Origin of the sequence: Paenibacillus glycanilyticus (genome assembly GCF_023715145.1) — a bacterium.
GTDB lineage: Bacteria > Bacillota > Bacilli > Paenibacillales > Paenibacillaceae > Pristimantibacillus > Pristimantibacillus glycanilyticus_A.
Genome location: NZ_JAMBNP010000016.1, coordinates 67,478 through 91,572, shown reverse-complemented (window position 1 = coordinate 91,572; position 24,095 = coordinate 67,478). Strand labels below are relative to the sequence as shown.

The window sequence follows — 24,095 nt, the reverse complement described above, 5'->3', positions numbered from 1 at the left end:
GTTAGACCGCCTTTGATAAGATTATTTTTATGAGACAGATGGCATCGATTGACGCATACTGTTTCGAGAAAAAAATATGAATCCGACAGCGACAACGAATAAGCCAACAGCCACGGCCATGAACATGTCTCGTGTGGAACCCGAGTGGATGAGCAATTCGACTCCTCTAACGAACAGCGGGCTTAGGAACTGGCATGTGTAGACACATGCTAGCAACAAGGAGATCCCTGTTGTCAAAATCATTTTCGGCACAATTTCCGACGTTTTAATGAAGGAAAGCGGGAATAGCGCACCTTCGGACAAGCCAATCATGAATACCGCCAAGGCGACTGTCCATACCGCATGCGCCGAAGAGATAATCAGGAAACCACCAGCCATCAATCCCAGTTCAATCGGAACGAGTCTTTTCTTCAATACTTTTGTTAACCGCGTTACAGATAATCCACCAATAAATACTCCGACTAATGAGAATGCTATCAAGTAGCCGGCAGATGAGACACTACCGATACCGTTATTAGCAATAAATAACGAAAGGTTCGTCGGAAGCAGTGCAAACATCATCGTATGCAATCCGCCTGCTATCGCTACAGCGTAGAAAAATCTCGGTACCTTTATGGAAGACTTAACGGATTGCTCCACCTGAAGTGGCGGGAATTTAGGAAGGAATGCAATGACCAGTATTAATAGGATGACCGCATAGAAATAAGTCATGAAGACGTCTCTCCATCCAAGAGTCGCAATGAATCCGCCTATAGTCAGGAAAATAGCCCCACCTATCCCATTGATGGACGTTTGAATGCCGTTCATGCGAGAACGCGCTTCCCCTTGAAAATTCTCCGCGATCAAAGAATTGAATGTCGGCGATATCAGACCTATACTAAGGCCCAAGAGCGCCCTGCACGCCAATATAAATGAGAATGAATGCATGAATGCTGGTCCGACGCCGCCGATTAAATACAAGATAAGACCCATAATCAAGATTGATTTTCGATTAAACTTTCTGTTAAGCGTACCTGACAAAAATAATGTCGGTAAAATGAATAAGGAAGATAACGTAACGACCCACTGTATTAATAGCGCGTCTATATTAGGAAATGCCACGGCAAGTGGTTTTAAAGCCGGTGCGGCCATCATCGTTCCGAAGGTAGTCGTTACAACCATTGATAATAATGCGATTCTAGCACTTGCTTTCAATGTAACACCTACTTTCTGATATGCACGACTGGTCGGAGAGCGGCATGGATAGCGCCTCCGAGAGCCGATACAATCCATTTTTTAGACGTAATTCAATCTAGAAATCTGTCGAGCGACTAAGTTTTCCCCAACGCTTCGTTTCTTCTAATTTACCGTTGTCCATCGCGTTTGCGAGCTCAACTGCATCGCTTCCGAGCAGCAAGCGAAGCGGCGGTGTTTGTTTCATTGGCGATGGTGAGGATTGCCTGTGCAGCCTGAAATCGGCACAATAAAGTGCCGGTTTGAAAACAATGGATGTTGGATTTTAGTTTGAGCTAAATCAAAAAACCTCCATCGACAACTACATGCGTTCCTGTCATGTAAGAAGCATCGTCGGAAAGCAACATAGCTATTACTTTAGCCACTTCCCCTGGCTTACTCATTCTTCCAAGGGGGATAGACCTCGCGATGTGTACAGCTTCCTCACCGCCAGCATCAGCCATTGGTGTTTCAGTAACACCTGGGGCTAGTACATTTATGCGTATATTTTGATCTGCATAATCATGAGCAGCTGTTTTTGAAAGCCCGATTACTCCGTGCTTGCTCGCTGTATAGGCGGCACGCTGAGGAAGCGCCTTAGACGAGAAGACCGAAGCCACGTTGACAATCGCACCTCCACCGGCGCGCAAAATAGCCTGAATTTCGTATTTCATACTAAAGAATACAGAATTTAAATTTATATTCATCACATTGTTCCAGGCCTCAAGAGTGATGTCAGCCAACTTATGGTTTTCCCCAGACACTCACGCGTTATTTATCGCATAATGCAATGCGCCAAAATGCTGGACAGCTTGCTGCACCATATTTTCACAAGAATCCGGTTGGGCCACATCCCCTGTAACCACTAATGCATTGCCACCGATCGACCGGACTTGCGCCGCTACTTCTTCGAGCGGAGCGACTCTTCGGCCAACCAGAACAACGTTTAAACCGCGGGTAGCCATTTCGATTGCTGCAGCGGCACCATTGCCGGTACCAGCACCTGTAATCAATACAGTTTTAGATTCATTTGGACTGTTCTCACACTCCAATTCAATAATCAGTCGATATGCTTAGTTGTTCCCACTGTTTGGTTTCATCAAGTTTAGCTTGGTCTACCATATTTGCGATTTTCACGGCGTCACTGCCCATCAGCAGTCGGAGAGGTGGGTTTTCGGCGTTAGCAATTGTAATGATTGCTCGTGCACCTTTTACTGGATCTCCCGGTTGCTTGCCGCTTGATTCTCTCGTTCTTTGAAGCATCAGACCTACCGTGGATTTATAGTTTTCTCCTGGTTCAACGTGCTGCATGGAAGCGCCGGCCCAATCCGTACGGAATCCGCCAGGCTCAACGATGGATACTTTTATTCCAAGCGGAGCGACTTCTTTGGACAATACTTCGGAAAATCCTTCTACAGCCCATTTAGCAGTCTGATAAGCCCCAAGGCCTGGTGCACCCGTCCGACCGCCGACGGACGAGATCTGGATAATATGTCCGGAACCTTGTGTGATCATATAAGGAAGAACGGCTTTGCTTACGTGAATGACGCCCCACAAGTTTGTTTCGATTTGTGCCCTAAAATCTTCTTCGGTGGTTTCTTCGATAGCAGCGATATTTCCGTATCCTGCATTATTAACGACTACATCCAATCTTCCGAAAACGTCGAATGCAGTAGAGATTGCTTTTTTCACTTCTTCAGTCTTGGTTACATCCAATGATACGGGATGAACTTGTGAGCCGTAACGCTCAACAAGGTCCTGTAACTGATCTGCTTTGCGTGCCGTTGCAATTAATTTATCCCCGGAAGCCAGTACTTCTTCGGCCAATGAACGCCCCAAACCCCGAGAGCTACCTGTAATAAGCCATACCTTAGTCATTATTTATCACTTCTCCTTCTACAGGAGTACCTTAAAGATCTGTTTTGTATCGGAATCCCGATTCCAATGTGATAATTGGTGCTTTATTTTTGGAATAACTCCATTGAAGTATTCATTAATATTCAAAAGGAGTATTCACATTGTTCATTACTTGGTTAAAGGAGTGGGAGTAGGAGAGTCCCATTCATGCTTTCGTAACGGTCCGCCTGAGACGATCTCCATTAGCAAGTACCGCTTCCGCAAGACTTCGGCCAAACCCTCGGGAACTACCTGTAATCAGCTAGGCTTTATACATATTAAATGTCTCCTTCACGATGCAGGTTTGTGTTCGTTTGGAATGTTTATTCCATAGCTAGTATAGCTCTTTGCTCTAGATTGGTCAAGGAATTTCGGAATGAATATTCCGAGAATCCAACCTATAAATAACAAAACCCACCCTGATAGGCACCATGAAATGAAAAAATACTTCTATATCATTAATTCCATTAAAAAAAAGGAATATTAATTCCAAATAATTAGAATCTATTTCTATAAAAACACCTTGTCTTTTATCCTTCGACAACACATCACTATATAAAATGTTACTGCCCTTCATCACCTAATAGAAAAATGATTAAGGGCAGTAAACTGGTTCAATTGATCAGTAAATAATTAGATATTGATTGCTTTATGCTCAACATAAGCACCAAGACCGACAACGCCAAATTCACGACCGACGCCGCTCGCTTTGTACCCGCCAAACGGTCCTTCGTAGGATGCCGCTGCACCGTTCACAACGAAGACGCCCGTACGGATTTGACGTGCGATTTCGAGACCGTGCTCTTGTTTACCAGACCAAACCCCTCCACCTAAACCGAAAGGCGAGTCGTTTGCAATGCGTACGGCATCAGCTTCGTCTTCATATGGAATAACAACGAGTACCGGTCCAAATATCTCTTCCTGAGCAATACGCATGCTGTTGTCGACATCAGCGAAAATCGTAGGTTTTACATAAAAGCCGCTTTCTAATCCTTCAGGTACATCCGTTCCGCCAGTAACGAGACGTGCGCCTTCTTGGATACCCAATTCGATATAGGATTTTACGCGTTTTTGTTGGTCTTCTCTTACCATAGGACCGATGAAAGTTGCCGGATCTGCAGGGTTACCTACCACGAGACTTTCAGTCATGGTTTTAATTAACGAAATCGCTTCTTCATAACGTTTTTTGGAAACAAGGACGCGAGTATGTGCAATACAGCTTTCCCCATTGTTTACGAAGGACGTATATTTCAAGCCTTGTACCGCAGCTTCTAGATCCGCATCATCCAAAATGATTGTTGCGGATTTGCCTCCGAGCTCCAAGCTTACGCGCTTAAGTTGTTCCCCTGCAATCGAAGCGATGCGGCGACCTGCACCTGTCGAACCAGTAAATGCGATTTTGTCAACACCAGGATGCGAAACGAGATATTCGCTTGTTTCGCGTCCAGCTGGCACGATGCTAACGACGCCATCAGGGAATCCTACTTCAGCGAAAATTTCCCCCATTAGCAAAGCGTTAAGAGACGTTTCAGGCGATGCTTTCAGGATAACCGGATTACCTGCAAGCAAGGCAGGAATCATTTTTGCAAGAGCGGATTGGTGCGGTGCGTTCCAAGGAATAATTGCAGCGACAACGCCAACTGCTTCTCGGCGAATAATAGGTCCTTTGCCATTGTTCAATGTTTCTTCCCAGCCATACGATTTTGCTGCACGAAGGTAAGCATTCGTTTGCTCCGCTAAAGAATGTTGCAAACCGTTCGTGAACCAATAAGGTGTGCCATTTTCAGAAGTAATTAGGGCAGCAATCTCATCTGCACGCGCGGCATGCAATTCATTGAAGCGAGCGACATAATCTTGGCGTTCGCTTGGCGTCATTTTAGGCCAAGGACCGTTATCGAATGCGTTTCGAGCTGCGGCAACAGCCAAATCGATATCTGCCGGTGAAGCTTGTGCTGCTTTGCCAACTAAGGATTGGTCGTGTGGGGAACGAATTTCAATTACTTCTTGGTTAACTGGAGCTTTCCATTGTCCACCGATAAAGAGCTTGTCATATATTTTCATTTTCGTTTCTCCTCTTTGATTGTATTTAATTTATAATTGGATCTATGCGACATTGATATTCATTCATCGACTTGGTTTTTGAACAATGCACCTCTTTCTTAACGCGTTGGAACAACCGTTCCATGTGACTTATAATACTCCTCGAGATAGATAGAAGTCAACAGCATTTCGGAATCTTTATTCCATACAAATTTTGCAAAACAACAGAATTATATTATATTGAAAGCTAATTTCATCACTTTTTGATCATATTTCATGTTTTCAATAAACAATTTGGAATGAATATTCCTATTCATTGACATTTGCTACAGTAACACATCACGAAGTTACAAGGCGAATTATACTCATCCATTAATGATATGCCGATCCCCGAATCTGACCGAAAATCAGAACTCGGTTTATGAGGATTCAACGTAACCCAGCAATAATTTCGTAGTTACGAATTCGATCTTCTTAACTATACATTTGCGTCGTGAAGATGATTTCGTCGGCTGATGTATCCTGCAACAATTTACTCATGCGGCTATTTATCATGTCTCTGTCCCCGGTAACGAGTGTGCCGTTGATGAGGGCGACATTGAGGCGGCACGCAAGATCGTGACGTCGGCCGATCGAGATAACCGATCGAGGTATACGTGTAGTCAGTGAACTTCCTCGAGAGATCGTCTACGCTTTGAAGCCGATCTCATTGACATAAGTCATGCCATCCTCGGTAGTGGTAAACAAATGACCTTCGAAAAGGTCAGGAACATGAATAGTGTTCCCCACTTCTCTGAGCTTGTCGGCGAAAGTATTAATCCCCTTTGTCAGTCCCAATGAGTGGTGCAGTAACAGAATCTCTGCCATTTCTTTTCTCCCTCAAGAACCAAAATGATGGAAATTGTTCTTCTTACTCATCATAGATTTCGCTTCCTTACTGTCGTTATCTTGCACATCACCGTAACCCTTTAGTTCAAAAACAGCAGCTAAACGTAATACGTTAGCTGCTGGTATAAAAACCCTATACATGCTCATAAAAAAATTTTCATCCCCAATCCGTCCCAATTACTGAAAAAGGTACTTAACTCCAAAAATAAAGAAAAACCCTTGATGCACAAGGGTTTCGAGTGATTTTATTATGGTGGACCCAAGGGGGATCGAACCCCTGACCTCATCCTTAGTACAATTGATTGGCCTCTCATAGTTGATTTACCAACAACAAAAAAAGGATTATTTCCAAGTGTTAGTCATACTTGTCTGAGCCTCTTTAACAATGTATTTATTGAACTGTATACCGTTGGGGAGCATTTTACTATTTAACGAACTCTGTCCATTTGGTTGTATTAGACCTTAAATACTTTTTTCGTGCCCCAATCAGACTTAATCATCTCAACCGCTTCCCTGAACCTCAATGAATGCACGATTTCTCGCTCACGAAGAAATTTTAAGCTATCCTGCAAATCCACGTCATCCGTCATGTCGATAAGCCACTGGTAGGTCGCTCTTGCTTTCTCTTCTGCAGCAATATCCTCGTACAAATCCGCTATTGGGTCGCCCTTGGTACCAATGTAAGCTGCCGTCCACGGTACACCTGAGGCATTTACATACATCATTCCGTTATCATGGTTCACAAAGTTTTCGCCAAGCCCTGCCTCCTGGAGTTGTCTAGGCGTAGCATCTTTTGTCAATTTATAGACCATAGTAGCAATCATTTCCAAATGAGCAAATTCTTCCGTGCCTATATCCGTGAGCAGGCCAATAACCTGATCCGGAATGGAGTACCGCTGATTCAAGTAACGCAATGCAGCAGAGAGCTCGCCATCCGCCCCCCCGTACTGCTCAATTAAGTATCTGGCCATCCTCGGGTCACACTTGCCTACCCTTACCGGGTATTGCAGCTTCTTCTCATATAACCACATGCGAATGATACATCCCCTTTCCCTATGGGAATTCGACAGTGCTTAGACCCGGCTACACCTGCCAGGGCCATGGACTCTCCGACCATTGCCACGGATATTTTGAGTAGCTGTTGCCATATTGAAGCGTAGGACCATACAGGCTCTCAAACGACTGCCGACATTGATGCTGCTGCATGGCAAGCTGATTAAACTGCTGGATCGCCTGCGCGTCGTAAGGATGGGTATCCAAATATAAAGTTAACTCTACAAGCGCAAATCCGATGGCCTGGAGCTCCTCCAGCTTGCTGTAATATTGTTCGTCTAGAACAATGCTCACAGGATATCAACCTCCTTAAAAGAATTGCGACACAAGTGGCCTTACAAATAATACCTGGATTGATACGAGCTGTACAAAGCCGGCCAAAGCGTTCCGCGTCTTAGCGCCTCATGAATGGAGTATTGAGGCAGACCCTGCGGCTGAAAGGTAATGAACTGATTGGGTGGTACGACATAGGTTTTCAGCTTCATTGGCGGACATGGATCACATGGTCCAATAAAAGGCTCAAATACATGAATTTGATTAAGCGGGTTCAGATTGTTCGCTGTCTTGTACTCCTTATTTTCCTTGCCGATTGCTGCGTTCTCAACAGCTGCCGTATTGGCGGCGGGAGCGTTATTTGCATTACTGGCGGCGTTAACAACGTTCTCCGCTTGTACCGCCGCATTGGCATTATTCTCGGCACGGGCGTTCCTCTCGGTGATCATCCAGCTTTCCCTCCCTGTCATTTGGGCATCTCCTATTCAATTTATGCCGGGCAGGGCTTATCTCATATTACAAAATGACAAAAAAATCCGGCAGCGGAAAAATCCACTGCCGGACAACTTATTACAATTTAATATTAAACTTGAACAGTCCTGCCTTGCGAATAGCCATGTAGATAATGACTACGAGTGGTCCGAGGAATACCCCAATTACGCCGACCAGCTTAAAGCCGACATAGAGACTGATCAAGGCAGACAAGGATCCGATGCCAACCGCATCGCCCAGTATTTTGGGTTCTACAATACGGCGGAATACCGTCATGAACAAGAATAGGACGTAGAGCCCTATTCCGGCGTACAAGTCACCGGTAACAATCAGGTATGTTCCCCATGGTACAAGCACAGTCCCTGTTCCCAGAATCGGCAATATATCCACGATTACGATTAGCAGAGCAATCGCAAGCGGATACTTGATATCCAGAATGATCAGACCGATCAGCGAAATGATATAGGTCAGGGCACTCAGAATAATTTGCGAACGCAGGAAGCCAAAGATCGATTTTTTCAAATTATCCAGCACTTCATTCACTTGCGGCCGGGACTTCTCTTCGAACAAGGTCAGGAACGTCGACTTCATCGTATTCAGGCTAAATCCGAACATATAGACAGCCACCAGGAAGACGATAAAGAAGATGAACATTCCGGGGATCCCGGAGGCAAAAGAAATGACGGACGAGGATAACGAACCAACCATGCCGGTGAGCGATTTGCTCATGTCAGTCAGCCAGTTCTCAATCTGTCCGACGGTGTCCGGAGAGAAGTTAGCGTACAGAGACCGGGCATTCTCGACGAGGTCAGTCACGTAACTGCTGGCATCGCCAACATAATTCGGAACCTTCTGCGCGAAAGCGATAAGCTCCGCAACAACTTTTACCCCAAGCAGAGCCATCAGACCAATCAGCACAATCGAAAACAAACTGCTTGAGATTGTAGAAGCGACCAGACGATTCGTCTTAAGCCGCTTGCTAAGAAACTGGGTAAGCGGTTCTAGGAAAATCGCTACAACCAGCGCAAGAAGAAACGGCGCCCCTACCGTAAAGAGCAGATACAGCAGAAATAGTGCTAGTCCTACCATGACTATTGTTTTGATTGACACCTTAATGACTTCCTCCTTTCCCTCTAAAATGTTTATGAGCACCTATGTATGCGGGGCCATGACTTTCGTATGAATAAGCGTCCACTATCAGCATACGCAAAGGCACGAAAGTAATGTCCCATTTTCCACCGGAAAGCCTAAAGAATTGCCTTCTTCTGATGGAAGTCTACATCATTGTAATACATGTCTTTCACCAGCAGATTTGGACCGCAGCAGGAAGCAGCCGGGCAATGGCAGTTCACGCTGCCAGCCAGCTCATGATTCAGCCAGCGGTCGAACAATTGATCCAGCTGTTCATCCTTCATATTGCCAAATGCCGGCACATCGGAGAAGTCGGTTACGAATACCTCGCCGGTAAACAAATTCACGTTCAGCCGGTTACGTCCGTCAGGGTCGTTGCGGACTGTCACATTAGGCTCCGATGCCAATCTGGACAAGAGCTTCCGCTCCTCCGCATTATCGCTGCAATGATAGAACGGCAGCGTGCCAAACAGCATCCATACATTCTTGTCTCTCACATCCAGCAGTCTGCTGATCGCCCGCTGCATATCTTCCTTCGACAGGACCGGTAGATCTTTCGCGAACGAGCTTGGATACATCGGATGCACTTCGTGGCGCTGACAGCCCATCTCGATAATCAGCCGGTGAATCTCTTCAATCTGATGATGGGTCCGGTAGTTAATCATGGACTCGGCGGAGACAAGCACGCCCGCATCGCTAAGCCGCTTCGCATTGTCGATCATCCGGTCATACAGCTTGGCTGCCGCATCCCGTGATACGGCATGACCGGCTTTCGCAAACCCGATCTGGTGGAAATCATCCGCATTCGTGTAGTTAAACGATATATGCATAACATCCAGATACGGAGCCAGCTTCTCATACCTGCTGTAAGGCAGCGTAACGTTGGAGTTAATCTGCGAGCGGATGCCGCGGCTTCTTGCATATTGGAGAAGCGGAACCATGTATTCCTTCACCGTACGGTCTGAGAAGGACGGCTCGCCGCCCGTAATACTGATCGTCTTCAGATTCTTTACTTCATCCAGACGTTTAATCATAAGCTCCAGAGGCAGCTTCGCCGGCTCCGACATCACAAGCGTATCGCCCACGGCGCAATGCTCGCAGCGCATGTTACAAAGGTTCGATACGGTCATCTCGACACTTGTCAACGTATGACGCCCATATTGCTGCAAGGAACGGATCGGGTCCCAAGGATCATTCAGAGGGGATAATGGCGGAAGGGTATTTGTCTTCAAAGCGTAATCTATCGTATTCATTGATATCAGCACCTGACTTACATGGTTAGAATGGGTATAGCTTATACCATTGTAATGTTCGAAGGGGAATGAAGCAAATGAAATAGGTATAAAAAACGAAAAAGGAGGCAAAAGCGGCCTCCTTTTCTCCTATTATATACCCGAAGCCAGCCCAACATTCGACTGTTGGCCGTTTACGTTGACAATCATGGTAGTCAGCTGCTTCGACAAATCAATTTCGTAAGGAGCGGCGAGCTCTTCCCCCGCTTCGTTATACAACAGCCGAACGATCGGACGATGCGGATACGAATGGTTGAAATCAACCACAACCCCGGTCTCACCCGTATGGATCTGTACCGTTATCCCGATCGGATAAATCGCTACTTTATCGCGGAATAGCTGCACCATATGCTGCTCATACAAGGTGCCGGTACCGGCATACAGCAGCTCTATGGCTTGATGCGGAAGCATGGGCGAACGGTACACGCGGTTTGTCGTCATCGCATCGTAGGAATCAACCAGTCCGATCCACTTGGCGAAATCATGAATCTCGTTGCCCGTAATGCCTCGCGGATAACCGCTGCCGTCTATTCGTTCATGATGCTGGAAAGCGCAATGGGCCACAACAAGCGGCATATTCGGCTCATCCTTCAAGAGTTCAAAGCCGATCTTGGCGTGATTCCTCATCATCTGGAATTCATGGTCGGTTAAAGCCCCCGGCTTCTTCAGCACATCCATCGGAATTTGCGTCTTCCCTATATCATGAAGCAATGCTCCCATGCCCAGCTTCATTAATTCATCTCTTGTATAACCATAAGCAGAACCGAGCAGTGTCGTGTAGACACACACGTTCAGCGAATGCTGGTAGAGATAGTCATCGACAATCCCCATATTCATCAGCATAATCATAGCGTCCTTATGATTGGACAGATCATCGATTATCATGTTCATTACCTGTTTAAAAGGCTGCGCAATGTAAGGATACGGAGCACCCTTCTTCAGCTTCGGCAGATCCATCATCGCGCGGAAGTTCGATTTGATCTCCTTCAAGGCAAGACTGATCGTATTCTCGCTAATGATCTCCGGCAAGACGATATCATCGGTCCTCGGATCCTTAATAAACACGTAATGAATACCATATTGCTCCAAACGGAAAATATGGCGGCTTGTTAATTCGATGTTTTCTCCTAAGAGGACTAAACCGTCGCCCGAGAAAATTTTTTTGGCAAGTTTCATGCCAGGCTGGCATTGCGATATAGGTACCAAGCGCATGTTCTCGATTCCTTCCCCTTATTACGGTGTCTATAACTAACATATAAGCCCGGTATAAAGAAAAAGACTTATACATTCTTATTTTCGGACAAAACTAGCCGTATTGTTAATGTAAGGGATAAATTAACGCTTGGCAACCATTTTATACTAAAAATTCGACAATATTCTCCATCTTTCTTGGTGACAAGCATGAATTCCGCGTCCATCTCTTAGTTCCGTCGCAAGCAAATCCCGGATAAATTCAGGCAAATAGTAGGAGACCTCCGTCGCTTGCCCCAGCGATAAATACCCGATATGGAACGTAAACATATCGATGCAGCCAACGACATATTCCCTGTCATCGGAGAGCGGCTGCCCGTTCACAAGAATCGACACGATTCGATGAAATTCCGGGCGTGCCGGATCATATTCGACTTCCATGCCGTCAATGGCAAGCGTGCCAAGCACTTCTCCCCGGAAGCCGTAGCCTTTGATCGGCATGCCGGTAAAGGACGGAAGCAGCGCCTCTTCCAGCGCTGCCCGGATGTTCGCGCCGCTGAGCAGCATGCGGCACGGGTTAACCGGCGACGGACAGAGGGCATGAAGCTGCCCCTCTGTCACGTCGCCCTGCTGCAGGCCGCCAAGCAGCTGCCCCGTATTCACGATGCCGATCTCGGCATCGGTATGGCGGCGCAGGCCGGCGGCCAGCAGGTTCCCGAGCGGCGATTCCCGCTCGGGGAGGGCGGGCAGCGGCGCTTCCAGCCGGGCGATTACCCGGCTGAGGCGCTGCTGGCCCGCCTCGCGGTAGCCGCCGATAATCGCGGCGGCTGCGGGATGCTCCGCATAAGCGGCCATCGGCACGCATGCTGCGCGGATAACGGGTCGCTTCGCGCTCTCGTCCATCTCGATCTCGACGCGACCGATCTGCTCGCCGTATTTCCCGGCGGCGCAAATCGATGTGCCGCCGATAACCAGCGGCTCCTCCAGCAAATGATGCGTATGCCCGCCCATGATCAGATCGATGCCGGGAACCTTTTCCGCCATTTGCTTATCGATGTTTATCCCGAGATGCGACATGACGGCAATAACGTCAACCTGTTCCCTAAGCTTCTCTACTTCCACGCCGATGGCCTCAAGGGGATCGGTCAGATCCCAGCCCAGCAGCTCGTAGAAATCCGTAAACCGGGCAGTAGCGGCAATCAGTCCGATCTTAATGCCGCCCTTCTCCACGACGATGCTTGGCAGCAGCCACTCCGGCTGTCTCCCGGTCTCCATCTCGCGCATGTTCGCGCATAGCAAGGCAAACTTTGCTTCGCCGTACACCTGTTCAAGGGTTTCCTTCGAATAAGTAAGTCCTTCATTATTGCCAAGCGTAACCGCATCGTAGCCGGCGGCATTAAGCAGCTCGACATTTACCATGCCGTCGCTGCCTTCCGTCTCCAACCGGATACGGTCCATATGATCGCCGATATCCAGGCAGAGCAGATGATCGCTGCCGACGGCAGCACGCTGCTCTTCAATATAAGTCGCAATTCTCGCTGCATTCTCGAGACGGCTGTGAATATCATTGCTGTGCAAAATAAGGATGGGTCTGTTTGAGAATGTCATGCCTGCCTCCTCGGGGTTATCCGCCAATTTGGGACATACGGCGATCGGTCGGTGTATGCGACAACGCCTCATTGGCCAGCTTGGCCGCCATTTCATGATTTTCCGGCTTCAGATCCATCGCCCGGTAGAAAATATCCCGCATCGCTTCCGGATCGCCAAGCGCCGCTTTCACATTCAGCTCATCCACCCAATAGAGGCATGGCTTCATCGAACCGTCTGCCGTCAAGCGAAGCCGGTTGCAGCTCTTGCAGAAATGATCGCTGACCGGATGAATCAGTCCAAAAGAGCCTTGGCCGCCATCCATCTGCCAATCATCCGAAGGGCCGTTGCCTTTCACATTCGTCCGCCTTGTAATCGTATATCCTTCATTCTTAGCCGTATCCAGCACATGCGACAGCGGCAAATAATGCTTTCGCCAGTTATCGTCCGCATGGCCGATAGGCATATATTCAATAAACCTGACATGCATGGGCTGTTCGTAAGCAAGCTTCAGGAACGCGGCGATTTCATCCTCGTTAATTCCTTTCAGCAGCACGCAGTTTAGCTTAATCGGAGCAAGCCCGGCCCGGCCGGCTGCTTCTATTCCCTCAATAACGCGTTTCAGCTCGCCTCTGCGGGCGATAAATTTGAACCTCGCGGGATCCAGAGTATCCAGGCTGATATTCACGCGGTTCAACCCCGCATCTTTTAAAGCCTCGGCATATTTGCCGAGCAGCATGCCGTTAGTCGTCAACGCAATATCTTCAATGCCCGGAATCGCCTTCAGTCTGCGGATCAGACCGTCCAGCCCTGGACGTACCAGCGGCTCGCCGCCCGTAATCCGAAGCTTGGTAATGCCAAGCCCCGCGGCTGACTGAACGACTTCGACGATATCATCGTAACTAAGCAGATGACTCGCATCAGCGAACTCCATGCCTTCCTCGGGCATGCAATATAAACAACGCAAATTGCATCTATCTGTAACCGAAATACGCAAATAATCGTGTTCTCTCCCGAACCGGTCTAACAATGGGGGCATGCCTCTCACTCCTTTTCTCTACTACTAGAATAACATTTTTCGCATGATTATGGTATGCTAATACGGAGTTCATCCTTAATTATGAGAGGTTATATGACATGACATTTCCTTGGAAAATACAGCTATTTGCGGGGCTTTCGGACCGATTCGGCAGCCCGGTTATCCATATAGAGACCGAAACATCTTCCATGACGGTTGCCGATCTCAAGCAGCTGCTGGCTGACCGTTTTCCGGAGCAGGCTGATCTTGTGCGAATATCCTTTGTTGCCTGCAACCAAACTTATGCTTCCGACGATACCGTTATTCAAGCATCGGACGAGCTTGCGGTCCTCCCCCCGGTATCCGGCGGCGAACCCGAAGACAGCGACAGCGAAGCTGCAACACCGGAACATGCCTCTGCGGACGGCCGCTACGTAATTACGAAGCACCCCATCACCTCGGATGAAGTGCTTGCCAAGGTCATCGTTCCGGAGCATGGCGCGACAATCGCGTTTGTTGGAACCACGCGCGAATGGACGATGGGACAACGGACGGTCCGCCTCGAATACGAAGCTTACGCACCCATGGCCGTCCGCACGATGGAGCAGATTGGCGCGGAGCTTAACGAGCGCTGGCCGGGGACTCATACCGCCATTTCCCACCGGATCGGCGTTGTTGCTATTGCGGAGACCAGTGTCGTGATCGCCGTCTCCTCTCCGCATAGAGATGCTTGCTATGAAGCAAGCCGGTACGCCATTGAAAGACTGAAGCAGATTGTTCCGATCTGGAAAAAGGAAATATGGGAAGACGGCTCCGAATGGAAAGGGCATCAGCTCGGCAGTCCTTGGAACCCCATTGATTCTTTATCCAATTAATGGATGTCACCCCGTGGAGTGGTTCTGAAAGTATAGGACAATAGTCATGATTTCACGACCCTCTTATTGCCATAACAATCATTCATTGTTACTATTATTGTATACATACCGTTTACAATTAACTATTGAGGTGCAACGATGAGGCTGCATATTTCAGATTTAAAAGAAGGAGATATCCTGCTCAAGGACACCTTTAACGGATACGGCCTGCACGTTCTGTCCCAGGGTACCATTCTTCAGCAGAAGGATATCGCGAAGCTGTTTCAGCATCAAGTTGACTATGTTGACATTGAGGACCGGAGAACTACAGAACAACCCGTTCATCGTACATTGGAAACGACCGTAAATCCCAAATGGCTTCCGAACGTGCGGCCTGATTATGAGAATGCCGTAAAGGGCTTCCAGGATTTGTTCCAGAAAGCTACTGGCGGCGGAGTCCTTAAGCAGGATGAAGTCGCAGCTGCCTTCCAGCCTCTTCTTAAAAATTTCCAAATGGAGCGCGATGTCGTCTCCATGCTGCTGCTGCTTAATACAGCGGATGATTACACGTATCAGCATTCCGTACAAGTTGGCATGTTGTCTTACTATTTGGCTTCCTGGTTGGGTTATACAGAATTGGAAGCGCTTGAAATTTCAAAAGCCGGATATCTTCACGATATCGGCAAGAGCAGAATTCCATCCAGCATCTTAAACAAGCCGGCTAAATTAACCGATCAAGAGTTCGAGGAAGTTAAGAAGCATACGATTTACGGCCATGAAATTATTCTACAATCCTTCGAGGACATGCCCGACATTGTGGCGGTTAGCGCTCTTCAGCATCATGAGCGGAATGACGGCAGCGGTTATCCGCATGGTCTGCGAGGCGATGAGATTCATCCCGTGGCCAAGCTTATTGCCGTCGTTGATATTTACAGCGCTATGATCTCCGAGCGCGTATACAAGAAGAAACGCGATTTGTTCTTTGTGTTGAAGGAACTGTACAAGATGAGCTTTAATGAACTGGATGCGCAGACTACCCATACTTTTATCAAGCATATGATTCCTAACTTTATCGGTAAAAAAGCCGTCCTGGAATCGGGCGAGGTTGGAAACATCGTGATGACTCATCCAACCGAATTCTTCCGCCCGCTCATTCAAGTCGGAGAACGGTTTATCGACCTGACCATTGACCGGGAGTACGAAATCAAGGAAATCATCTTCTAACTTACATGTCGGCATTGCCAAAAGCCCGTCCTTCAAGGAATCCTTCAAGGACGGGCTTTTTATTTATGCACAAAGACCAAATGCTCCATATCAATGCCATTATAGCGCTTCACGAATACGCATAAATCTCGGGAACATGCAGCTTTGTCCCCGCATGCTCTATCATCGCTTTAGCCCTCTCCAAAGCGTAGCCTCGGCCTGTGAAAGCATGCTTCAGCATATAACAGACCTCCAGCACCCGGCGGCCCTTATAATCGCTCCAGTGAGCGCCGATCTGTCCGACCAGCTCTCCGGTACTCTTCTCAATCGCCGCAAAGTAACCGATGCCGTCGTTTCGGTAATCGTCCAGCTGCCGGTCAATCCATTCACGGACCTGCTGATCCGTGAACGTATGCTCCCAGGCATACATCACCTTGGGATCCTGCAGCATGACAGCTAATTGGGCAAGATCGTCAGAGACAAGGCGGCGGAAACGCAATAGCTCCGAATCAAGCGGCATGCTCTGTTTGTCAATCATCTTGGCCCTCCCCGCTCGAAAATAAAATACGTGCCCGAGAATCTCGGACACGTATCACAAATCTTATTAACCGATCGAGCCTTCCATCTCAAACTTGATGAGACGGTTCATCTCAACCGCATATTCCATTGGGAGCTCTTTCGTGAACGGCTCAATGAAGCCCATTACGATCATTTGCGTTGCTTCCGCTTCGGACAATCCGCGGCTCATCAGATAGAACAGCTGATCCTCGGATACCTTCGATACGGTTGCTTCATGCTCAAGCGTAATGTTGTCGTTCATGATCTCGTTGTAAGGAATCGTATCGGATGTCGATTCGTTATCGAGAATGAGCGTATCGCATTTAATGTTTGATTTCGCGCCTTCGGAGTTGCGTCCGAAAGATGCGAGACCACGATAAGTTACTTTACCGCCATGCTTACTGATCGACTTCGATACGATGGTCGAAGTTGTGTCAGGAGCCAGGTGAAGCATCTTAGCGCCTGCGTCCTGGTGCTGGCCTTTGCCTGCAACGGCGATGGAAAGCACCATGCCTTTTGCGCCGCGGCCTTTCAGAATAACCGCAGGGTATTTCATGGTCAGCTTGGAGCCGATGTTGCCGTCAACCCATTCCATCGTCGCGTTTTCTTCCGCAACCGCGCGTTTTGTAACGAGGTTGTAGATGTTTGGCGCCCAGTTCTGGATGGTTGTATAACGGCAGCGAGCATTCTTCTTAACGAGAATCTCTACAACCGCGCTATGCAGCGAGTTCGTGCTGTAGATAGGCGCTGTACAGCCCTCTACGTAGTGTACGAAGCTGTCTTCGTCGGCGATAATCAACGTACGCTCGAATTGGCCCATGTTCTCGGAATTGATACGGAAGTACGCTTGCAGCGGAACTTCGCATTTCACGCCTTTTGGAACATAGATAAAGCTTCCGCCGGACCATACCGCGCTGTTCAGGGCAGCAAATTTGTTGTCCGTACGGGGAATGATTGTGCTGAAATATTCTTTAACAAGATCCGGATATTCGCGAAGCGCCGTATCCATGTCCGTAAAGATAACGCCTTGCTTCTCCAGATCTTCCTGCATGCTGTGGTAGACGACCTCGGACTCGTATTGAGCCGATACGCCCGCGAGGAACTTTTGCTCCGCTTCGGGAATACCCAGCTTATCGAAGGTTTCTTTGATCTCTTGCGGTACTTCTTCCCATGTCTTGCCTTGTTTCTCGGATGGCTTAACATAATATTGAATATCGCTGAAATCAAGATCAGCCATATCGCCGCCCCAGTTAGGCATAGGCATTTTGTTGAATTGCTCCAGCGATTTCAGACGGAATTCGAGCATCCATTGCGGCTCGCCCTTCATCTCGGAGATGGTGCGCACTACTTCCTCCGTCAATCCTTTACCGGATTGGAAGACCGCTTTATGCTCATCACGGAAACCATACTTATAATCTTCCATTTCAGGCATCGTTCCTGCCATGGTATTCACACTCCTCAATTATTCGTTTGTATTAAACGTGCTGCTGCTCGATTCCTTTGCGCAAGGCGTTCCACGCCAGCGTCGCGCATTTGATCCGCGCAGGGAACTTGTTAACCCCCGACAAGGCTTCAATATCTTCATTCTCTTCGAAGTCGACATCTTCGCCCTTCATCAAACCGGAGAATCGTTCAGCAAGCCCAAGTGCCTCTTCGTACGTTTTGCCTTTAACAGCTTCCGTCATCATTGACGCGGAGCTGAGACTGATGGAACAGCCTTCCCCGCTGAACTTTGCATCGATTACTTTGCCGTCCTCAACTTGCAGCTGAAGGGAAATGCGGTCGCCGCAAGTCGGATTGTTCAAGTTGATGGTGACAGCATCGGTATTCAATGTTCCGCGGTTGCGTGGATTTTTATAATGATCCATGATGACTCGACGATATAAATCATCCAATTGCATGACCGAAGAACTCCTTTGTCCGGATGAGACCTTCCACCAAGCGGTCAATCTCTTCCTCGTTATTGTATAGATAAAAGCTTGCTCTCGCCGTTGCCGAAACATTCAGCCAGCGCATCAGCGGCTGGCAGCAATGATGGCCCGCGCGAATCGCAATGCCATAAGAATCAAGGACTGTCGATACGTCATGAGGATGAATGTCGCCAAGATTAAAGGTAACCAGACCAACGCGGTTCGCTTTTGGCCCATAGATCGTAATATCATCGATCGTGGACAATTTATCATACGCGTAGGCTGCCATTCTTCTCTCATGCTTATCAATCTCATCGATGCCAATCTGCTCGAGGAAATCAATTGCAGCGCCAAGTCCCACGGCGCCCGCAATAATCGGCGTACCGCCCTCAAAGCGATACGGTGCCTCTTTCCACGTTGATTCATACAAATCAACAAAGTCAATCATCTCGCCGCCATACTCGATCGGCTCCATGTTCGACAAGAGCTCCTTTTTGCCGTACAAAGCGCCAATACCCGTAGGTCCGCACATCTTATGACCGGATAATGCGTAGAAATCGCAGTCCAGATCTTGCACGTCTACCTTCATGTGCGGCGTGCTTTGCGCACCGTCTACGACCATTACCGCACCGTTGCGATGGGCGATAGCCGTAATTTCCTTAATCGGATTTACAACACCAAGCACGTTGGATACGTAGGTCATCGCGACAACCTTCGTATTTGGCGTAATGGTCTGCTCCGCATCCGCCAGCGAAATCGTGCCGTCCGGTTGAAGAGGAATAAACTTCAGCGTCGCTCCGGTCGCTTTGGCTGCCTGCTGCCAAGGAATAAAGTTGGCATGATGCTCCATCTGATTAATGACGATCTCATCGCCTTCCTTGCAGACGCTGCGGGCATAACTCGATGCGACCAGGTTAAGCGCCGTTGTTGTCCCTCGCGTAAACACGATTTCTTCCGCCGACTTCGCATTCAGAAACTTGGCTACCTTCTCCCGTGCGCCTTCGTAAGCATCCGTCGCCCTCGAACCGAGGGTATGAACGCCGCGGTGCACATTGGCGTGATCCAGTTCGTAATAACGACTAACCGCATCAATGACGGAACGCGGCTTCTGTGAAGACGCCGCGCTGTCGAGGTAAACGAGCGGATGCCCGTTTACCTGCTGATGCAGTATCGGGAATTGCTCCCTTACCGCTTCTATATTCATCCTTCAAGCTTCCTTTCGAGCAAACGCTGAAGCTGCTCGCGTACCGCATCAATCGGAATCTCCGATACGACAGGCGCCAAGAATCCATAAATAATCAAACGTTCAGCGTCTTGCTTGCTGATTCCGCGGGACATCAGGTAGTATACCTGCTCCGGGTTAACCTGGCCTACGCTCGCTGCGTGGCCCGCTTTTACATCATCTTCGTCAATCAGAAGAATCGGATTGGCGTCACCGCGTGCTTTCGGGCTGAGCATCAGAACTTTTTCCGTTTGCACGCCGTTTGCTTTTGTAGCGCCTTTCTCGATTTTCGTGATGCCGTTAATGATAGCCGTAGCGCTGTCTCTCATAACCGCGCGAGTTACCATGTTGCTCTCCGAGCTGCGACCGAAATGCGTCGCTTGCGTCGTAAGGCTCATTTTTTGCTCGTTGCCGCCGATGCTGATAACTTTGGCATCCGAGTTGGAGCCGTTGCCTTTCAGCAGGGATACGGTATCGGATACGGTAAAGCCGTCGTTCAGGTCGCCTACAACCCATTCCATTTGGCCGTCATTCTCGATAACCGCGCGGCGAAGCGTCATATCTACGCCTTGGTCAGCCATATGATGAATGGAACCAAAACGAACATGCGCGCCCGGCTTCACGAATACTTCAACAACCGAATGATGAACGAACGGAGCATCAATCGAACCCGGTTCGGATACGACATAATCCACGTAAGTCAACGAGCTGTTGCTTTCCGCAACGATCAGAATGTGCGGAGCGAATGCAGCGTCCGCTTTGTTATTGAACAGCACCGCTTGGAGCGGAAGCTCAACCTCAACATTCTTCGGCACGTATACGAATACGCCGCCGTTCCACAGTGCCGCGTGCATCGCTGTCAGCTTGTTATCGCCCGCAGATACCGCTTGGAACAAATATGGTTTAACGAGATCAGCATGGTCTTTGCATGCCGTCTCCAGATCTGTGAAGATGACGCCTTTGGCCGCAAGCTCTGCGGACACTTGCTTCAGCACCGCGCTCGAGTTGTGCTGAACGATAATATTCTCCGTACCTTCAGCAACCAGCTCGCGTACTACTTCCGGCAGTTCGGCAATCGAACCAACCGCTTTGCCTTGCTCATAAGCGCCGACAGCTGTCAGATTCCAGCGGTCAATACGCATTTTCTCCGGCTTCGGCCACTCCAGTGTACCAGCCAGCTCAGCCGCTTCACCGCGAAGATCGACGAGCCATTGCGGTTCGCCTTTGCTGCGTGCAAGCGCTTCGGCCGATTGACGGTCCGTCGGAGTCGTTAATTGTGTACTCATCCCGTTATGCTCCCTTCTCCGCCGATTAAGCTTGGCCTACTGTTTCGTCGATAATACCAAGTTCTTCTTTAACCCAATCATAACCTTCGTTCTCCAGACGCTCAGCCAGCTCAGGACCGCCGGATTTCACGATGCGGCCTTGCATCATAACGTGCACGAAGTCAGGCGTGATGTAGTTCAGCAAACGTTGGTAGTGAGTGATGATCAGAAATCCGCGGTCTTCGGAACGCATAGCGTTAACGCCGTTGGATACGATTTTCAATGCGTCGATGTCAAGACCGGAGTCAATCTCGTCAAGAACGACGATTTTTGGCTCAAGCATAGCCATTTGAAGAATTTCGTTACGTTTTTTCTCGCCGCCGGAGAAGCCTTCATTCAGGTAACGGTGAGCGAACTCAGGGTTCATCTCAAGCTCCTTCATTTTCTTTTCCATTTGACGGATGAATTTGATCAGGGAAATCTCGCTGCCTTCTTCACGACGGGCATTGATCGCGCTGCGCAGGAAGTCGGAATTCGTCACGCCTGGAATCTCGCTTGGATATTGCATCGCAAGGAACAGACCGGCGCGTGCTCTTTCGTCCACGCTCATTTCCAGAAGGTCTTCGCCGTCGATTGAAGCCGTGCCTTCGGTAACTTCGTATTTCGGATGTCCCATAAGCGCGGAAGCAAGCGTACTTTTGCCCGTACCGTTTGGACCCATGATCGCATGGATTTCTCCGCCCTTGATTTCAAGGTTAATGCCTTTCAAAATCTCTTTTCCTTCGATCTCTGCTTTCAGGCCATCGATGACAAAATGTGTTGCCATAATATACTTATCCCTCCAAGGTTGGTAATCGGATTTAGGTTCATCCCCATAAACAAATCCCAAATGGGAATATTATAGAGTGATTCTCATTGATTCTCAATAATTATTTTATTATAAGTTTTGTTATTAATCAATGCGGGAGCGTCCAGAAGCCCGATTTATGTGCTCTCTGAAATATCTCTACCTATTAATGCTTGTTTGATTATGGAAACCTGCTGATCGAACTCCTCGTCCGACAACACGGGAGTCATAGCCGGCTGAGGCATCCCTTCATCCAGTTGTACCCAAGATTTGCATCCGTTATAAGCAGGCTGCATCGGCAGCTCTACCGGCTCCTCGAGACGGTACACTCTAAGCAGCAGCAGGTGCAGCGGCTTCGTACGCTTCCATTTGAGCCGCTCCTCGGCAAAGGTATCCGTCCAAATGTGATGCTCCCGAATCCGGTCAAGTGTTTCCTGGTCGGTAATCTCAATGTCCTCTACCGCTTCCGCGTAAGAGTGAAGCTTGATCGACGGCATGTCAGGCGTCCAGCCTTGCATCGTACCCTGAATCTGCCCCTGGTAAGCCTCCTTAAGCAAATGCTCCTTCTGATGCTCATAAGCCGGCATAAGGTAGAAGCCCTTGCTCACCAGCTGAAAATCCCGCGTTTCCTCAATAATCCCGCCTTTGCGCATCACAAGCATAAGGTGCCCTTCCTGCAGCGCTTTTACCGTTACGGCCCATTCCTTTAATGCAACCGGCTCCGGCTCTTTATTCGCCATTTCACAACCTCCTACAAAGAAATATGAAGCATAAACTAAACGTCGCTTGTCCTTCGTCACGTAACATTATATCATTTGAAGGTATTCCAAGGCGAAATAATATCCGCTATACTATGTTGAGGAGTTTACTAGGCATTTTGGCCTTCTTAATAAATATGAAAATCGGAGGTGGACGAACCGTGTCTGCTTATCATGCATTAACAGAACAAGAAGCGATTGAAATCGCTAGCGGTATCGAAGATTTTTTCCCTGCGGGCGCTAGCCTGAATTGCCGTGAAATCGGCGACGGGAACTTGAATCTTGTCTTCCATATTACGGACCCGGCAAGCGGCAAAAGCCTCATTATGAAGCAAGCTCTTCCTTATGCGAAGGTTGTCGGCGAATCCTGGCCGTTATCCCTTGACCGTGCCCGTATCGAAAGCGAATCCTTGATTCTCCAGAACAAGCTTGCTCCCGGCCTTGTGCCGGTGGTGTACAAGTATGACGCTGAGCTTGCCCTGACCATTATGGAGGATCTGAGCGATCACGTAATTATGCGCCAAGGCTTGATCAATGGAACCCGTTATCCGAAATTTGCTGAAGATATCTCAACCTTTATGGCGAATACGCTGTTCTTCACCTCGGATCTCGGCATGAACCAGCAGGACAAAAAGCTGCTAGTCAAAGAGTTCATCAACCCCGATTTGTGCAAAATAACGGAAGACCTGATTTTCGACGACCCTTATACGGTCTCCGCTAATAACAATATAGAAGCGGCGATTGAAGACGCTGCAGCCGCACTCACCGAAGATAAAGCCCTTCATCTTGAAGTCGCTCTTCTGCGCGAGAAGTTTCTGACAAGCGCCCAGGCCCTGCTGCATGGCGACCTTCATACGGGCAGCGTATTCGCAACGCCGGAATCAACCAAAGTGATCGACCCGGAATTTGCTTATTACGGCCCGATCGGCTTTGACATCGGCGCAGTCATTGCGAACCTGCTGCTGAATTACGCGGGACAAGGCCACTGGATCGATGACGAGAAAGAACTTGCCGATTTCCGCAGCTACCTGCTCGAGACAGTCCGCGACACTTGGACCAAGTTCGAACAGAAATTCCGCGCCTTGTGGAATGAGCATGGCGTAGATCGCATCGCGAACGAAACGCCGGGCTACCAAGACCTATATTTGAACCGCCTGCTACAGGATGCAATCGGTTATGCCGGCTGCAAAATGGTACGCCGTATCGTAGGTCTTGCCCATGTTGCCGATATCGCTACCATTCCGGATGCCGCAGCACGCGAGCGCGCGCAGCGCCTTGCCCTTGCGATCGGTACTTCCCTTATTCGCTTAAACCGCCAAGCGGTTTCCATTGAACAGGCTATTGATGTTGTTCTGACTGCCGAAGCAAAACAATAATTAGCAATATTGAATCAAGAGAGGATTTA

General features: G+C 48.6%; 22 protein-coding genes and 1 pseudogene. 3 read left to right on the top strand and 20 right to left on the bottom strand.

The genetic code is table 11. The features are described 5' to 3' along the window. Nucleotides 1–27: 27 nt before the first annotated feature. The 13 genes and pseudogenes from M3194_RS28255 to moaA form a co-directional block, all read right to left on the bottom strand. Nucleotides 28–1,131: an MFS transporter gene (locus M3194_RS28255; protein ID WP_251657487.1), complete on the bottom strand. Its 1,104-nt coding sequence runs from the start codon at nt 1,129–1,131 to the stop codon at nt 28–30. A gap of 377 nt (nt 1,132–1,508) precedes the next feature. Continuing rightward, a pseudogene (locus M3194_RS28250) lies at nt 1,509–2,225 on the bottom strand (SDR family NAD(P)-dependent oxidoreductase). Nucleotides 2,226–2,265: 40 nt separating this feature from the next. Next, nucleotides 2,266–3,090, bottom strand: coding sequence for an oxidoreductase (locus tag M3194_RS28245; protein ID WP_251657474.1), 825 nt, complete (start codon nt 3,088–3,090; stop codon nt 2,266–2,268). Nucleotides 3,091–3,741: 651 nt separating this feature from the next. Then, entirely contained in the window at nt 3,742–5,169 is a 1,428-nt protein-coding gene (locus M3194_RS28240) for an aldehyde dehydrogenase (RefSeq protein WP_251657473.1), read from the bottom strand. Nucleotides 5,170–5,835: 666 nt separating this feature from the next. Further along, nucleotides 5,836–6,015, bottom strand: coding sequence for a hypothetical protein (locus M3194_RS28235; protein WP_251657471.1), 180 nt, complete (start codon nt 6,013–6,015; stop codon nt 5,836–5,838). Between the two features lie 476 nt (nt 6,016–6,491). Beyond that, nucleotides 6,492–7,067: a manganese catalase family protein gene (locus M3194_RS28230; protein WP_251657469.1), complete on the bottom strand. Its 576-nt coding sequence runs from the start codon at nt 7,065–7,067 to the stop codon at nt 6,492–6,494. A 52-nt stretch (nt 7,068–7,119) separates the two neighbouring features. After that, entirely contained in the window at nt 7,120–7,383 is a 264-nt protein-coding gene (locus tag M3194_RS28225) for a spore coat protein CotJB (RefSeq protein ID WP_251657467.1), read from the bottom strand. 41 nt (nt 7,384–7,424) lie between these two features. Beyond that, on the bottom strand, nt 7,425–7,574 hold the full coding sequence (locus M3194_RS28220) for a spore coat associated protein CotJA (protein ID WP_251657485.1): 150 nt from the start codon (nt 7,572–7,574) through the stop codon (nt 7,425–7,427). A gap of 358 nt (nt 7,575–7,932) precedes the next feature. Then, a complete protein-coding gene (ytvI, locus tag M3194_RS28215) occupies nt 7,933–8,964 on the bottom strand; it encodes a sporulation integral membrane protein YtvI (protein ID WP_251657466.1) in 1,032 nt (343 codons plus the stop codon). 137 nt (nt 8,965–9,101) lie between these two features. Further along, the gene (gene yfkAB, locus M3194_RS28210) at nt 9,102–10,238 is read right to left on the bottom strand and encodes a radical SAM/CxCxxxxC motif protein YfkAB (RefSeq protein WP_251657465.1); all 1,137 of its coding nucleotides are present in this window, start codon (nt 10,236–10,238) and stop codon (nt 9,102–9,104) included. Nucleotides 10,239–10,370: 132 nt separating this feature from the next. Continuing rightward, nucleotides 10,371–11,489 carry an HD-GYP domain-containing protein gene (locus tag M3194_RS28205; protein WP_251657464.1) on the bottom strand — a complete coding sequence of 373 codons (1,119 nt, stop codon included), beginning with the start codon at nt 11,487–11,489 and terminating at the stop codon, nt 10,371–10,373. Nucleotides 11,490–11,636: 147 nt separating this feature from the next. Continuing rightward, nucleotides 11,637–13,076 carry a bifunctional metallophosphatase/5'-nucleotidase gene (locus M3194_RS28200; RefSeq protein WP_251657463.1) on the bottom strand — a complete coding sequence of 480 codons (1,440 nt, stop codon included), beginning with the start codon at nt 13,074–13,076 and terminating at the stop codon, nt 11,637–11,639. Between the two features lie 16 nt (nt 13,077–13,092). Continuing rightward, nucleotides 13,093–14,094, bottom strand: coding sequence for a GTP 3',8-cyclase MoaA (moaA, locus tag M3194_RS28195; RefSeq protein WP_251657462.1), 1,002 nt, complete (start codon nt 14,092–14,094; stop codon nt 13,093–13,095). A 98-nt stretch (nt 14,095–14,192) separates the two neighbouring features. On the opposite strand from moaA, the gene M3194_RS31375 reads away from it, so the two are divergent. Together M3194_RS31375 and M3194_RS28180 are read left to right on the top strand one after the other, a co-directional pair. Beyond that, complete coding sequence (locus M3194_RS31375) at nt 14,193–14,948, top strand: molybdenum cofactor biosynthesis protein (RefSeq protein ID WP_285889612.1); 756 nt, start codon at nt 14,193–14,195, stop codon at nt 14,946–14,948. Nucleotides 14,949–15,086: 138 nt separating this feature from the next. Continuing rightward, complete coding sequence (locus M3194_RS28180; protein WP_251657461.1) at nt 15,087–16,151, top strand: HD-GYP domain-containing protein; 1,065 nt, start codon at nt 15,087–15,089, stop codon at nt 16,149–16,151. A 109-nt stretch (nt 16,152–16,260) separates the two neighbouring features. On the opposite strand, the gene M3194_RS28175 is transcribed toward M3194_RS28180, so the two are convergent. From M3194_RS28175 to M3194_RS28145, 7 genes are all read right to left on the bottom strand, one after another. Continuing rightward, complete coding sequence (locus M3194_RS28175) at nt 16,261–16,668, bottom strand: GNAT family N-acetyltransferase (RefSeq protein WP_251657459.1); 408 nt, start codon at nt 16,666–16,668, stop codon at nt 16,261–16,263. Nucleotides 16,669–16,734: 66 nt separating this feature from the next. Beyond that, nucleotides 16,735–18,132 carry a Fe-S cluster assembly protein SufB gene (gene sufB, locus M3194_RS28170; RefSeq protein ID WP_251657458.1) on the bottom strand — a complete coding sequence of 466 codons (1,398 nt, stop codon included), beginning with the start codon at nt 18,130–18,132 and terminating at the stop codon, nt 16,735–16,737. A gap of 31 nt (nt 18,133–18,163) precedes the next feature. Beyond that, nucleotides 18,164–18,589: a Fe-S cluster assembly sulfur transfer protein SufU gene (sufU, locus tag M3194_RS28165; protein ID WP_251657457.1), complete on the bottom strand. Its 426-nt coding sequence runs from the start codon at nt 18,587–18,589 to the stop codon at nt 18,164–18,166. After that, nucleotides 18,576–19,802, bottom strand: a complete 1,227-nt coding sequence (locus M3194_RS28160; protein WP_251657456.1) for a cysteine desulfurase — start codon at nt 19,800–19,802, stop codon at nt 18,576–18,578. The genes sufU and M3194_RS28160 overlap by 14 nt, the downstream gene beginning before the upstream one ends. Next, on the bottom strand, nt 19,799–21,106 hold the full coding sequence (sufD, locus tag M3194_RS28155) for a Fe-S cluster assembly protein SufD (protein WP_251657455.1): 1,308 nt from the start codon (nt 21,104–21,106) through the stop codon (nt 19,799–19,801). Before sufD ends, M3194_RS28160 begins: the two co-directional genes overlap by 4 nt. Nucleotides 21,107–21,131: 25 nt before the next feature. After that, on the bottom strand, nt 21,132–21,911 hold the full coding sequence (gene sufC, locus M3194_RS28150; protein WP_251657454.1) for a Fe-S cluster assembly ATPase SufC: 780 nt from the start codon (nt 21,909–21,911) through the stop codon (nt 21,132–21,134). Between the two features lie 158 nt (nt 21,912–22,069). Beyond that, complete coding sequence (locus M3194_RS28145; protein WP_251657453.1) at nt 22,070–22,672, bottom strand: DUF1802 family protein; 603 nt, start codon at nt 22,670–22,672, stop codon at nt 22,070–22,072. A gap of 179 nt (nt 22,673–22,851) precedes the next feature. On the opposite strand from M3194_RS28145, the gene mtnK reads away from it, so the two are divergent. Continuing rightward, nucleotides 22,852–24,066, top strand: a complete 1,215-nt coding sequence (gene mtnK, locus M3194_RS28140) for an S-methyl-5-thioribose kinase (protein WP_251657452.1) — start codon at nt 22,852–22,854, stop codon at nt 24,064–24,066. The last annotated feature ends 29 nt before the right edge of the window (nt 24,067–24,095 follow it).